This is a genomic window from Cellulophaga sp. RHA19, from assembly GCF_002813425.1.
GTDB lineage: Bacteria > Bacteroidota > Bacteroidia > Flavobacteriales > Flavobacteriaceae > Cellulophaga.
In genome coordinates this window covers 3,797,352-3,811,488 of sequence record NZ_PHUL01000001.1, presented here as the reverse complement: position 1 = coordinate 3,811,488, position 14,137 = coordinate 3,797,352, and the positions used below count along the sequence as shown (strand labels likewise).

General features: G+C 29.9%; 14 protein-coding genes. 11 read left to right on the top strand and 3 right to left on the bottom strand.

The genetic code is table 11. The annotated features are described in order from the left end of the window. Positions 1-22: 22 nt before the first annotated feature. The 9 genes from AX016_RS16535 to AX016_RS16495 all read left to right on the top strand — a co-directional run bounded on the left by AX016_RS16535 (position 23) and on the right by AX016_RS16495 (position 7,076). A complete protein-coding gene (locus tag AX016_RS16535; RefSeq protein ID WP_100896670.1) occupies positions 23-1,279 on the top strand; it encodes a hypothetical protein in 1,257 nt (418 codons plus the stop codon). A 304-nt stretch (positions 1,280-1,583) separates the two neighbouring features. Next, complete coding sequence (locus AX016_RS16530) at positions 1,584-2,075, top strand: hypothetical protein (RefSeq protein ID WP_100896669.1); 492 nt, start codon at positions 1,584-1,586, stop codon at positions 2,073-2,075. A gap of 26 nt (positions 2,076-2,101) precedes the next feature. Beyond that, complete coding sequence (locus AX016_RS16525) at positions 2,102-3,076, top strand: hypothetical protein (protein WP_100896668.1); 975 nt, start codon at positions 2,102-2,104, stop codon at positions 3,074-3,076. Between the two features lie 306 nt (positions 3,077-3,382). Then, positions 3,383-3,811, top strand: a complete 429-nt coding sequence (locus AX016_RS16520) for a hypothetical protein (protein WP_100896667.1) — start codon at positions 3,383-3,385, stop codon at positions 3,809-3,811. A gap of 86 nt (positions 3,812-3,897) precedes the next feature. Further along, positions 3,898-4,266 (top strand): hypothetical protein, encoded by a 369-nt coding sequence (locus tag AX016_RS16515; RefSeq protein WP_157811149.1) that lies wholly within the window; start codon positions 3,898-3,900, stop codon positions 4,264-4,266. Between the two features lie 161 nt (positions 4,267-4,427). Next, the gene (locus tag AX016_RS16510) at positions 4,428-4,832 is read left to right on the top strand and encodes a MerC domain-containing protein (RefSeq protein ID WP_232732648.1); all 405 of its coding nucleotides are present in this window, start codon (positions 4,428-4,430) and stop codon (positions 4,830-4,832) included. Further along, a complete protein-coding gene (gene folE / locus AX016_RS16505) occupies positions 4,825-5,487 on the top strand; it encodes a GTP cyclohydrolase I FolE (protein WP_198519453.1) in 663 nt (220 codons plus the stop codon). Before AX016_RS16510 ends, folE begins: the two co-directional genes overlap by 8 nt. A 452-nt stretch (positions 5,488-5,939) precedes the next feature. Then, positions 5,940-6,272, top strand: a complete 333-nt coding sequence (locus AX016_RS16500) for a hypothetical protein (protein ID WP_100896663.1) — start codon at positions 5,940-5,942, stop codon at positions 6,270-6,272. A gap of 111 nt (positions 6,273-6,383) precedes the next feature. Next, entirely contained in the window at positions 6,384-7,076 is a 693-nt protein-coding gene (locus tag AX016_RS16495; RefSeq protein WP_100896662.1) for a hypothetical protein, read from the top strand. A gap of 78 nt (positions 7,077-7,154) precedes the next feature. On the opposite strand, the gene AX016_RS16490 is transcribed toward AX016_RS16495, so the two are convergent. Together AX016_RS16490 and AX016_RS16485 are read right to left on the bottom strand one after the other, a co-directional pair. Next, on the bottom strand, positions 7,155-8,525 hold the full coding sequence (locus AX016_RS16490; protein ID WP_100896661.1) for a hypothetical protein: 1,371 nt from the start codon (positions 8,523-8,525) through the stop codon (positions 7,155-7,157). A gap of 20 nt (positions 8,526-8,545) precedes the next feature. Then, the gene (locus AX016_RS16485) at positions 8,546-10,972 is read right to left on the bottom strand and encodes a TonB-dependent receptor (protein ID WP_100896660.1); all 2,427 of its coding nucleotides are present in this window, start codon (positions 10,970-10,972) and stop codon (positions 8,546-8,548) included. Positions 10,973-11,096: 124 nt separating this feature from the next. Between AX016_RS16485 and AX016_RS16480 the strand changes: the two genes are divergently transcribed. Further along, positions 11,097-12,074 carry a helix-turn-helix domain-containing protein gene (locus tag AX016_RS16480; RefSeq protein WP_100896659.1) on the top strand — a complete coding sequence of 326 codons (978 nt, stop codon included), beginning with the start codon at positions 11,097-11,099 and terminating at the stop codon, positions 12,072-12,074. A 3-nt stretch (positions 12,075-12,077) separates the two neighbouring features. Here AX016_RS16480 and AX016_RS16475 read toward each other — a convergent pair whose 3' ends face one another. Then, positions 12,078-12,437 (bottom strand): hypothetical protein, encoded by a 360-nt coding sequence (locus AX016_RS16475; RefSeq protein ID WP_100896658.1) that lies wholly within the window; start codon positions 12,435-12,437, stop codon positions 12,078-12,080. Between the two features lie 218 nt (positions 12,438-12,655). Between AX016_RS16475 and AX016_RS16470 the strand changes: the two genes are divergently transcribed. Continuing rightward, complete coding sequence (locus AX016_RS16470) at positions 12,656-14,131, top strand: ankyrin repeat domain-containing protein (RefSeq protein WP_100896657.1); 1,476 nt, start codon at positions 12,656-12,658, stop codon at positions 14,129-14,131. Positions 14,132-14,137 lie beyond the last annotated feature (6 nt).

Below are 14,137 nucleotides of genomic sequence, written 5' to 3'. Positions count from 1 at the left end.
GCACAAATTTGAAAAACACCTTATGAAAGAAGAAAAAGATTCTAAAGTTTCAACATCAAAGGAAGAAAAGAAAGAAAAAGTTTATAATGTTGAGTCTATTTATGAAACTTATTTTGAAAATCTTAATAGTGTCAAACTATACTTTAATAAGTTTGGAAATTTAGCATCTGGCGAAGACGAATCTATAAAAGAAAAGTCTAAAGAATTTTTTGACCAAGCACTATCTGAAATAAAGGAAGAATTGAAATTTGTTGAAAATAAAGAGGATAACACTTTATCAAAAGAGCAAGTTGAAACTTATCTAACTAAATTCGCAAGAAAAATAAAAAAACAGCCAAGAATATCACCAAGGAACTACGAAATACTTTCTCGAAGTTCTTTCCTAATGCTTAATAATTATTTCGAATATTTAATCGCTGACCTTCTTAGTTACTATTACAATAAATTTAAAAACTCTCTTAACGAAAAGGAATTTAAATTCACACTCAAAGAGCTTAATGAATATGATAGTATTGAAGAAGCAACTAAAGATTTAATTGTAAAAGAAGTAGAAAGTTTGATTATCGATAAATCGTTTAATGAAATTCTTGAACATTTTGAAGATAAACTCTCTATTTCGCTCGAAAAAGAATTAATAAAATGGGATGAAATAATTGAAATCAGGGAACGAAGACATTTAATAGTTCACAATTCTTCTGTTGTAAACAAAAAATACATTTCAAGAACAAAAAACCCTTTTAATTATAAAATTGGAGATTTAGTTCATATTGATAAGGACTATTTTTTTAAATCTTGGTCCCAATTTAAACTTGCAGGACAACTATTAATTTTTAACTGTTGGGGAAATTGGGACAAGGACAACATTGATAATGCAATATATGAGATAATGATTCAAACTTTCGCGGACTTAAATGCAAAAAATTATGATCTTGTCTGTAAAACTTGTAAATATTCCGAACAAATCGAGCCAAAGAATGAAGACCAAGAAGATTATATTCTTCGAATTAAGGTTAATAATGCCATTTCACTTAAAAAGCAAAATAAAGATATCGAGGTAAAGAAAGTTTTAAAGAAAATAAAAGTCGGAACTGCAACACCTATTTTTAAAATTGCTCACAATATTTTGAGCGATAAATACGATGATTTAGAAGAACTTTTTACTCAAGCAATAATCGTTGATAAATTAATTATTGATTCTTATTTAGAATGGCCAATTTTTGATTTTGTAAGAGAAAAAGATGAGATAAATAAAAGACTAATTAAAACTTTTAAGGACTAAAAAACTTGTGCTAACAACGCATATAATTTATTGCTAGTTATAGCTTACTTACGAATTCTTAAGCTTTGGGAATAGCGGATTTTCCATTCGGTTTGTATTTGCTAAATTAGGTGCTTAACCACGCACTAACTATATACAAATACGTTGTACATCATTTAAGCATTATATTAAAGTTATTATTTGATGGAAGAAAAGTTAGTGATGAGTATAGCAGAAAAATGTAGTGTTAATCCAACAAAACTATTGGAACGGACAGACATAAAAAATGAGTTAGGATTCGTAGGGAAATAAATACTACAGTTAAATGAAACAGTACAGTTTAAATGAAAAGATAATAGTACTTAAGGCAAAAAAAAGCCCACTCTTTATTAGAGTTGTTATGTTCTTTTTTGCTTTTACATCATTTCTTATACCATTAGTAGCTACTATTATGTCAATTGCAATTGGAAAAGGATTACAGATAGGGTACTTTATTGGTTTATTCTTATTTGGACTTATAGGGTTTAGACTTTTAAAAATAGCTCTTTGGAATACTTATGGTAAAGAGACTATTATCTGGAATTCATCAACATTAAAATACGAAGCAAATTATGGATGGTTTAAGGATCAAACCAAAACTATAAAATTTAATAAGATAGATTTTTTTATAAATAAAATAGGATACGCAGAAGAAAAAATAGGAACATTGGTTATAGGGGATGAAAGTAAAAAAATAGAATCAGCTATTAAAATACCAACAGTTCAGATTAAGGAATTGATAGTGAAATTAAAAGAGATAGAACAAACTGGTTTATAACTATAATTAAGGCAAATTAGCTTATTATGCAAGCAATGATTATTCAAAAAAAACTGATGAAAAAACAAACATTCCTTCTCCTTTTTATTATTCTAATGTTACAAAGTTATATTGTAAAATCTCAGCAAACATTTGTAACTCCCTCAAGTTATATAGATAGTATTTTTAGTGCTGTAGAAAATAATGATTTTAAAAAATTTAGAAGACAGTTTGACTCTAGTGAATTAAAAAGGATTGACCACTTGAAGAAAACACAAAAAGGAAGTAAAATGCTTGAGAATTTTATTCTTTATGTAGATAATCAAGAAAAGATAATAGCAAAGAATTACAGGGATATAAGAGATACTATAAAAAAGTATAATCTAAAACTTGATAATCAATATTATAATACATTTAAATATTATATAAAACCAAATGCAAATAATGAACCAGATGAGAGAACAGCTAGCGTAAGTTTTAATTTCTTAAAAGATTCTTTATTGATTACCATTTCTCCCTATTACTATAAATTGCATAGATATAATAACCAGTGGGTTTCTAAAAATAAATTAGAATTAGAAAATTATAAACTTAGTAAAATTTCTTCTCAAAAAACGTACTTTATTAATGAGTTAAATGAAGACTTTTATACTTATGGCGTCAAAATTTTTAATCTAATTAAGAATAAAGATTTCAAAAAATTAAGTAAAGAATACCCTCAGGAAAAAGAATATGATTTATTAGATGCTCCAATGTGGTCAGTAAGAGAACTTCCTAATTATTTACGGGAAAATAAGGCTAAATTAAATAAGGGTTTATATAAGTTAGAAATTTTAGAGTCAATTATACCTGAAAAAACACAGGTTAGATGGCACAAAAAACAATACAGATATGAGGCTAATATGGAGATAAGGTTATTTGTGAAAACTAGTAAAGGAGATAGGTATTTAAATATAATTTGTTTACCTACAAAAAATAGGATAATGCTTTTTAAAATAGATACAGATCTAGATTTATCTTAATCATAATTAAGTACAAGAGTAACAAATGGAATTTATACAGAATAAACAATATACAATACTAATTGTACTTGTTTTTTAATTCTAGGTTCTTTATTTGTACTAATAGGAATTAAATCTTGAGCTGTTATAAAGGGTATTAAAAAAAAGCGGAATTGAATATATAGACAAAATACTATTCTATGAGACTGATAAAGAAGGGTATATAATACCTGCAATTGAATTTAAAACCAGATGCAAAACTTTTTAAACAAATAGCTGAAAAAAGTAGCAACTATAATAAATCTGGATTATTAAAAATAAACAAATATGGAAAAACTACTCACAACTACTTTGTTAATATGTTGTCTTACTGTCTTTGGACAGGAAAAAAAATCAGAAGAAACTATTTTTGTGGTTAAGGAAGAACAGGCAATTTTTTTTGGTTGTGAAAAAATAGGTGGAAAAACTGCAAGAGAAAAATGCACGTACCAAAAGATCTATGAATATATAGGTAAAAATATCGATAGTAAATTAGCTATAAAAGAGGGAATAAAGGGTAAATATAAAATTAAAGTTACTATTAAAATTGATAGAGAAGGTAATATTTCAGAAACAATTACGGATTCTGAACACAAGAAAATTGATAGAAAAATTAAAAAATCTTTTAAAAAGTTTCCTCAAATGATTCCGAATAAACAAAATAATATAAAAAGAGCAACCTCTTTCACTATTCCTTTGATATTAATAGGTAAATAAAAAAAATGCTACATAAAATCTTTAATATATTCACGGGCTTTATTTTTATAATTCTTTTATTGATTTTATGGTTGTCAAGTATAAAAGTGATTTATCTAAATTTAAAACACTTTGGAGAAACTAAATCCGGCATCATAATAGATACAGATTACAGAAAAGGGTCCGAATCTGACGCAGAAAGAGGTACATATTTAAATACCATACTCACAGATGTTAGAACCGATACCATTTATGGCGGAAGTTTAACTAGATATGATATAGGAGATAAAGTGAAAGTTAATTACAGAGGAACTGGAGGTAATACTATATTTGAGGTTAATGGAATTAAAAAAGGCTCTAAATATGGTGCTTGGGATTTTTTATCACCAATACTGTTGTTGTTCTCATCCTTTATGCTGTATAAGTTGGTTTTGTTATTTCGACAAAATTTATTGTTCTATCTTAAAAAAAAATAAAAACTAACTAATTGTTATCACACGCTACAAGTAATAGCATCAATTACAGAATAAACGTACAAATATTGTTTTTTTAGTACCACAGAAATTTATTACAACTATGTTGCATTAGTAAAATGTATGTTTATATTTGCAACTTAGTCGCATTAAATAAATATATATTGAAATTAACTTTAATTAAACCAGATACTTTTGGTGCAGTTGCCAGTACGTTGTGTGTAATTCATTGCGTTGCCACACCTTTTATTTTTATAGCCCATACTTGTGCTGCAGGTGGCTGTGAAACCAGTCCTGTGTGGTGGAAAAGCTTAGATTATATCTTTTTAATTGTTTCGTTTTTTGCGGTATTACAATCTACAAAAAATACATCTAAAAGTTTTATGAAACCCTTGTTGTGGTTAAGTTGGTTTAGCCTGTTTTTTTTAATTGTAAACGAAAAAATACAGTTACTTTCTTTACCAGAAACAGTAACCTATGTTGTTGCGCTTGTACTTGCAGCATTACATATTTATAATTTAAAATTTTGCCAGTGTAAAACCGATAAATGTTGTGTGAATAATGGATAATACTAAAAAAGAAATACTAGGAGACAACCATATAGCTACAAGCGTAGATACTCCTTTACGTGCAGATGCTTTTAATAAGACAGCTGATGAAAAAATAGAAGTTATTCAGCATCATTTTAAAAAAATAATGGAAGAGCTAGGTTTAGATCTAACAGATGATAGTTTATCTGGTACACCGTATAGGTTTGCTAAAATGTATGTAAAAGAGCTTTTTTATGGTTTAGACCCTAAGAATAAGCCAAAATTATCGGTTTTTGAAAACAAGTATGCCTATAAAAAAATGTTGGTAGAGCAAAACATAACTATAGACTCCTCTTGTGAGCATCATTTTTTACCAATAACAGGTTTTGCACATATTGCATATGTACCAAAGGATAAGGTTATAGGATTGTCTAAAATTAATCGTTTGGTAGATTATTATTCGCACAGGCCACAGGTACAAGAAAGGCTATCTTTACAAATATTAAAAGACTTGCAAAATACATTAGAAACAGAAGATGTTATTGTAATGATTAGCGCCAAACATTTGTGTGTGTCATCTAGAGGAATAAAAGACAAAAGTAGTTACACTACAACACTAGAGTATGGTGGCTGCTTTGCAAATGAACAAACCAGAAACGATTTTTTATCAATTATAGAAAAAACTACTTTATAAAAATTATGTTTTAAATTTTAGTATTAGCCTTCATAATTGTATTTGTTTTTATTTGTTGTACAGGGATTATTGTGACCAAGTCATCAAATTTAAATATCAAAAATACAAACCACTCACTATCAGTTATTCTTTTCTTTCTTATAATTGTTTCTTGTGATAAGAAAATAACGTTTGAGCAGCAAATTAGTCAAAGATGTTTATCAAAAAAAAATAGCGAGTGGTTTTTATGAGGGAAATTACAAAAGTTACATATGTAGTTTCAATCAGTTTATAATTGAACTTACTAATACATTTTTAAGATTATTCTACAGCCCAAAAAGAATGCACTTATACTTAGGTTAAATATTAGTATAGTTTGTGTTTTTATTAAGAATTTATTTGTTAATTTTAATGTTAAGGATGTTGATTAATTATAGTTATCAGTTTAAGTGAAATCTATTTAAAAAATAAAAATGGGCTTATTTGGCAAAAAGAAAAAAGAAAATGTACCTGCAGATAAAGAAAGGTACGCTAGAGTACTTAATTACATAAAAATTGATGCAATAAACGGAAAACCTCTGGAGACTTTTTTTTGGGAATATAGCAAACAGAGAAAGGGTTTATTTGCGGGTAAATTAGAAATTATTTATCTAGAAGAAGGAGGCTATGAGGTTTTTGCTCATGGCGCAACATACCAGACCAAAACTACACAAATACATATATCTGTTGAAGCTGGAAAAAATTACATTTTAGGAGCAGGTATACTTGAAGATGATACGGAAGGTTTGTATTTTGAAGAGCGCTAACAAAGTTTACTCTCTAATAACTGCTTAATTTTGTTTCTGATGTATATTTTAAATATATTTATTATAATCATCACTATATAAGTATATTAAGTTTTAATTAAATCAACAATCATGACTAAAAAAAGTATTGCTTTCCTGATATTAATATTTACTATTTTAACTTCTTGCAAAGAGAATAAAACTTCTGAGAGTTATAACGATACTCAAGAAATTGTTGATGCATCAGCAAAAGAAAATTTAAACTTAGACCAATCAGATTTATATTGTAAAGTACAGATAGGTAGTACAGAGAAGGAAGCCTTAAGTTATGACCTAAAAAGCTCTAATACACTTAAAAAAGGCTTTATTACAACCACTTTTAGTATAAGTTTAGCGGAGGAAATGTATAATAATACTCCTTTAGATATTGAGCTTATGATGCATAATAAATCTAATTCACCAAAATTAAATACAGGAACTTACCCTATAAAAGGTCTAATGGCTCCTGATGAAGGTTTAGTTTCTTATTTTGATATTATTGGAAATGTAGTTGATATGGAATCTTACCAAAATGCCATTGACGCTAATATTTTAGATGATCTGGAAGATAACTTTGTTATTCTGCCAGAAGGAGCAAATAAATTAATTATAGAGTCTTCAGGTAATCTTACAGACGAGGAAGATGGTGAGTTTTATAAAATGGGCAAACAATTACTAAAAGGGAATTTAGAAGTGCTGTTATTAAGAGTTAGTACAAAAGAAAAAGTTAATTTAAGAGTTGACTTTAAAATTATAAATGAATGTGGTATCAGTAAAAAAATATAATAAGCTTGTGTTAACTAGCAAAAAAAAGTCCCTTATCTAATTAAAGACAAGGGACTTTTTTTTGCGCTTGTATTATTACTAGAAAGCACCAATAAAGTGACTACCAGTTGTGTTAACCAATTCTGCACCTTTAGTTACGGCACCAGTTTCTGTATCTACAATGTAAATATTTCCGTTTTCACCTACAGGAGCTTGTGTAAGGTAAATTTCGTTTCCATCTACAGCATATCCTTGGTATTGAAACAACTCAAAATTAACGTTGTAAGGAATGTCATTTATTTTTGTTGCTGTTTTAGCATTTAAATCAACCAAAGCAAAAAAGCTTTCTCCTCTACCAGAAATACCTTCTGCAGATCCATCATGGCGGTAAGCTAATACTGCTTTTCCGTTTGCTGCTGGTCTCCAAGCTAAAACGTAAGCACCTGTTACACCTAAAGCATCATCTAAGTTAAAGTCATAAGAGTTATCATATAAATTATCCGCTCCAATTTTTAAGATGTGAGAACCATCAGGATCGCTTTGGTTAGCTTGGTAAACACTACCATTATATTCAAAAGAGTTTATACTACGGTAACCGTTTGTATTTCCAAATCCAACAGTAGATGTAATAACAGTAGGGTTTAATAAAGAAGGGTAATCTAATACAATAGTTTTAGATCCTAAAATTTCATAATCACTGTCAGATTCTAAAGTAGCTGGGTTTATTTTGCTAACACGTGCTCCAATATATAATTTATCTCCGGCAGCATTTAATGTAGGCATATCAATTCTAGAAATGTAATATCCTAAAGCTTCCTCTTCTGTACTTAATCCTATTTCGTGCTCTTCAAATGCATTAATTTTAGAGTCTACTAAGTCTAAGGTAACAATACCAATAGTCTGGCTTGTGCGTATGTAGCTATCATCTGTAACGTCATTAGGTGTGCCGTTATCGTCTACTTGGTGTTCTGTAGATACATAAACTGCAGAGCCAGTGTTGTCACCATCAAAAAGTTTAATCCATCTTGGAGCAGTACCAACGTAAGGAGCAATACTAACTTCAGAACCAGTTGGCGTAAAATCTTGTCCGCCGTTTACAGTATATTTTGTGTAATTACCGCCAGTGTCACCAGCATAACTAATATTAAATACAGTGCTACCATCTTCAGATGATTGTAACCTTGCTGTTCTGTTAGACGGTACAATAAATCCGTTATCAAAAGGAGCTATAGATACAGTTGGGTCTTTAGCATCTTCACTAGTTAAAGAATAAATTAAAGTACCACCATTACCATCTCCAGGATTGTCTCCCATTTTAGCAGCAGCAACAGTTATCCATCTGCCTTCGGTAGGTTGCTCTGGAGTTGTTGGTGTGTCACCACCATTGTCATCACTACTACAAGAAGCTAATAACCCTAAAGTAGCAAATGCTACTGCAAAAGATTTAATATGTGTTAAGTTACTTTTCATTTTATATAATATTTAAAAAATTAAAATTTATTTATTGTATAATTAAGTTTTAGGTAAAAGGCTCTCCCTGGTTTTTGTACCGATAAATTGTCGTACACAGGTTCATCAAAAATGTTTTTAATATCAAAGCTGGCAACTAGTTTTTTGTTAGGAAAAGCGTAGCTTAATCCAAAATCTTGTACTAGTTGTGTAGGTACTTTAAAAAACTCATCACCAACAGTATTTTTTCCTTGTGGTGGTAGGTAAGAGAACTCATCTGTAAAGTACATTGTATAAAAAAGGTTTAACCTAGATTTTTGTTGTATCACATTTTTAAAAGAGTAGCGTATATTACCATTCATAGTAAAAAATGGTGTGTTTGGTACAGCTATATCTACACCGTTATTTACAATGTTTAAGCTAAAACGTGAAGCATTAAAGTTTAAATTAAAGTTGTTGTTAAACGTGTAATTTAATTGTGCATCTATACCTTTAGATGTCCCACTACCTTGGTTTACATAAACTATTAGTTCGTCATCAATATTTAAAGACGTTTCTATAGGCAAACCAATACGGTCTTTTATATTTCTGGTAAATAAATTAGCGCCAATTGTAAATTTGTGTTTTTTAATAGATAATGCTCCAAGCCTAAAACCTAGATTGTAATTATTACTTTGCTCTGGGTTAATACTTGGGTTAGCAACTACATTGTCACCATCGTTACCAAAAACTTCAGTTTCATTAGGTAATCTTATGGCTTTTTCTGCAGAAGTTAAAAGAGTAAAGTTTGGAGAAAAGGCATAAGAAGCAGCAAAACCGTAACCATTAAACTTTTTATTGCTGCTAATTATGTCATCAATAATAACAGAATTGCCATTTTCATCTTCTGCAATTTCTGGATCTATGTTTACAGTCTTTTGTTGGTATAATTTACCAAAAACACTAGTTTTTAGTCTGTTTTCTATAGCAGACAACTCATAACTTAAAGCAAAAATATTTTTATGTAAGTCTCTAGATCCTTTAAATGTGTTTTCTAAAACAGATTGTAACTCATCACTATCCTCACGGTCAATTCCGCTATATACGTGGTTGGCTAAAATTTTATGATTGTTATTAAAGGCATAAGAAACTCCTGTTCTAATAGATCCTACTTTTCTGTTTATGGCAGCTAAAGTTGGTCCGCCTTCTTGCTGAGACCTCCAGGTGTATTGGTACTCATCACCTCTAAAGTCTATTGCTCTTTCTCCGTTCCAGCTGTAAGCCCAAGAAACAGTATCATTAACAGTACGGTTTCTTTTACCATAAATTCCGTTAACAGTTACATCTAAACCTTTAGTAAATAAATCCTTTTTTTGGTATGTTAAATTTGCAAGTAGTGCGTTAGATTTTAAAAATCTGTCTTTGTATGGCGTAATAGTCATAAAAGCTCCGTGTTGCACCTCTTTGTAATCATCAGATCCAGTAACACCTACAAAAAACTGATCTGCCCACTTTACATCTGTATAACCTATTTGTAACATACCACCAGTAGACCTGTAAGCATCGTTAAATCTGCGTGCAGTTATTGGGGTTTGTACACCGCCCAAACCGGTAACTACAACACTTCTGCCAGATACTTTATAATCATTATCTGAATAGTTGTGAAAAAGCGATGTTTTTACGGTAAAACCAGTATCATTAAACCTATACAAACCATTAACGCTTGCTTGTAAAGTGTTAAATGAACCGTAAGAAACAGAAGCGTTTAAATTTGTTTTAGCATTATTATGTAATACAATATTAATGGCTCCGCCTAAGGCATCATCTGCTAAATGACCAGGAACAACACCTTTATACACCTCAATATTTTTTATCATTGAAGGAGGTATGCTGTTTAAGTTAAATGATGAGCCATACATAGAACTAGGAATACCGTCTATAAAAATACGTACAGCACTACCAGATAATCCGTTAAGGCTATAACTAACATCTGACCCCAAACCACCATTTTGTCTAATTTTTACACCTACAGTAGTGTTAAGCAACTCGTTAGTTTGTATGTTTCTGATGCTAGCTTCCTCTGTTTTAACTACGTTAACGGCAAAACCTTGAGTCTCAATTTCGGTTTCTTTAGTTTTTCCGTTTACCAAAACCTCATTTAGCTCATTATCTTGGTTGTAGCTAAGTGTATGCTTAATTTTTGTGTTTTGTTTATTAACTACAATAGTCACTTTTTCTATTTCCTTGCCATAGTATTTTATGGCAATGGTGTGGCTGCCATAGGGTAAATTTTGCAACGTAAAAAAGCCTTTAGCATTAGTATATGTGTGTGTTATAGGTTTTTTTGTAAAAACAGTGGCCTCTGCAACAGGGTTTCCATTTTTAAAAGAAATAACTCCAGTAACAGTACCTGTTTTAGTCTCATAGGCAGCTTGCGAGAACACAGAAAAAGTAAATAACAGGCTTAAAACCGACACTATTTTTAACATACAATTAAAAAAATATTTATATTTATTAAGACTTAGTCTAAATTAATTTAGTTTTGCAAATCTAAGTTTTGAACTGTTGATACAAATAACGCAAACGGAAGTTTTAATAACGTATTAAGAAATAATGAGTCTAGGATTAAAAAGTTTTACATATTCTAATACAAGCAGTATGCATATTGTTGTAGATGATGCGTTGACAGATGTATTAGAAGAAAATTGCCTTAGTACTTTTGTAAATGAAGAAAACAAAGGTATTAGCCTAAACTCTAATTACTTTATTGCGTTTACAAAAAACACTACTATTAAAAAACGTATAGAGCATAGTGTTTTTTGTGATTTTCCATTATTTAAAATACATTTTTCTTTAAAGGGTAGTTACGTGTATATGCCAACAACTAGTGTGTACGCACCTGTAGAAATACAACAAGGCTATTGTAATTTATTTTATGCTCCTGTGCTTAGCGGATCAGAAATTTTTACAAAAGGAGAAACTAAAACTTTAGAGGTTTATTTTACTAAAAATACTTTAGAGAAGTTAATAGGTAAAGCAGACCAAACTAATATAGACGGTTTGCATACCAAATTAAATATAGATCATTTTTTTAGCTACTTTAAAAAGAGCAAGCGAATACCTTTAAAATTAAGAAACCAAATAAACGAAATTATAAACTGTACGTATGTAGGAGATTTAAAACATAACTATATACAAAGTAGACTTGCCATTTTAATTGTAGATTTTTTAATGGATAAGACCAAACCAGTTGTAGAAAGCAAAAAACTACCAGAAGCAGATTACTTAGCAATTGTAAAGGTAGAAGAATATTGTAGGTTAAATTTAAAAAGCAAATTAACTATAATTGGCTTATCTCAAATAGCGGGTTTTAATACCACAAAACTAAAAAGCGATTTTAAAAAAGTATACAAAACCACCATTTTTAAGCACATTACCCAATTACGTATGGACAAAGCCAGACAATTGATACAAGAAGAAGGTATGTCTATTGCAGAGGTATCTTACGAGGTTGGTTACTCTAATCCACAACATTTTACGGCAGCTTTTAAAAAAACAATAGGTTATTTACCAAGTAAGTTAATTAAGTAACCACTAATTCACCAATTCTTGTTCTTCTTTTAATCTAAAGCAGCGTTCTTCACCTAAGTAATTTGGGTCTCCGTGTTTCTCAGACCAAAAGCCATCTAAAATATCTTTGCTAATACATTTATATACCACAACACCTTTGTAGGTAGCATTATCTTCGCCTTTGTAATTAAAGTTAATTACCAAAATATTGTCTTTAAAAAAGCCTGTACCTAATTGGTATTGCTCATTACCTATTAACCATTTTGCTTTTATACGATTATTTGTATCTAACGCTAAAACTAGTGTGCCTTTATAAGTTGTTTTTTCGGCATTTTGGTTGTTTCCCATAATAGCATAGGTGCCAGGTAATTCTTCAATCTTCATAGGTGTAGTAATTTAGCTTTACCGTAAGCTATTGTTTGTATACAAATGTAAACACTTAAAAGTAATATCATATTTTACAACAGTAATCTTCCTTGCAAAATTGTTGAATAAAAAATCTATTTTTAATCATTCTAAATAAAAATAGTTCTTATATTTGCGCCTTATCAATACTAAATCTAAATAAACAAATAAGCTTTATTTATCTAAATACAATCAAAATGAAAAAAATTACAACACTTGTTTTACTACTGTTTGTAGGTACTATTGCCGCACAAGACGCAAATGTTTTTTGGTCTCGTGGTTTTTTTACGCCAAATACTACAGTTAAAGATGTGCAAGAAAAAGAGGCTGCAGGTAACAGTGCTACGGCATTAAGCTCTAATAATTTTGATGCTACTACAAATGCTATTTTAGCTGGTGCATCTGCAGAGGTTGTAGATTACCTATTAAGTGTAAAAGGTAATGATGTAAATAAAATTACACATGACGGGCGTACTTACTTATTTTGGACAGCTATGAAAGGCAATTTGCCGTTAATGAAAAAGCTAATTAAACTTGGTGCAAAAACAGATGTTATAGATGATAAAGGTAGTACTGTATTGCTTTTTGCTGCCGGTGGCGGACAAACTAATCCTGAATTATATGATTTATTACTAGCAAATGGCGCTAAAATAACAGAGACTTCTCCTAAAGGTGCAAATGCTATTTTAAAATTAATTGGTGGTGCTAAAGATCTTAAAGATTTAAATTACTTTTTAGAAAAAGGATTAGACCTAAACCATACAGATAAAGAAGGGCATAACGCTGTAGATTATGCTGCACGTACAGGTAACAAAGCAATTATAGAGCAGTTAATTAAAAAAGGAATTGCTTATAAAGATACTAATGCAGACGGTAGTAATGCTATTTTAGTAGCTACAGAAGGCGGTAGAGGTCCTGGTAATAGTTTAGCGTTTTATAAGTATTTAGAAAGCTTAGGTATTAACCCAAATGTTACAGATAACAATGGTGTTACACCAATACACAACTTAGCTGGTCGTAACAAAGATGTTGCTATTTTTAATTACTTTATAGCTAAAGGAGTTAGCACTACCAAAGCAGATACAAAAGGTAATACTCCGCTAATGTATGCAGCTGGACGTAATAGTTTAGATGTAGTTAAGTTTTTTGGAGTTAAAAATTTAGACGCTAAAAATAAAGATGGTAAAACGGCATTAACTAATGCTGTTGCTTATAATGGTGCAGATGTAGTTACTTATTTAATAGATAAAGGCGCTGCTGTTAATGTAGTAGATGAAAAAGGAAACAATTTGGCATACTACTTGGTAAACTCTTACTCTAAAAGAAATAAAAAGGCGTTTACAGAAAAGTGGAATTTATTAAGTGCTAAAGGCTTAAATATGGCTCACGTACAAGAAGGTAAAAACAATATTTTGCACTTGGCTGTTGCTAAAAATAATAAAGATTTACTAGCTAAAATTACACCATTAAAGATTGATGTTAATGCTAAAAATGCAAACGGACTTACTCCTTTACATTTGGCAGCTATGACAACTAATAATGTAGACTTAATTAAGTATTTAATTAGTGTTGGAGCCAAAAAAGATGCTGTAACAGAGTTTGAAGAAACAGTGTACGACTTAGCTTCTGAGAACGAATTATTGAACAAAAACAAAATTGAATTTTTAAAATAATAAGTA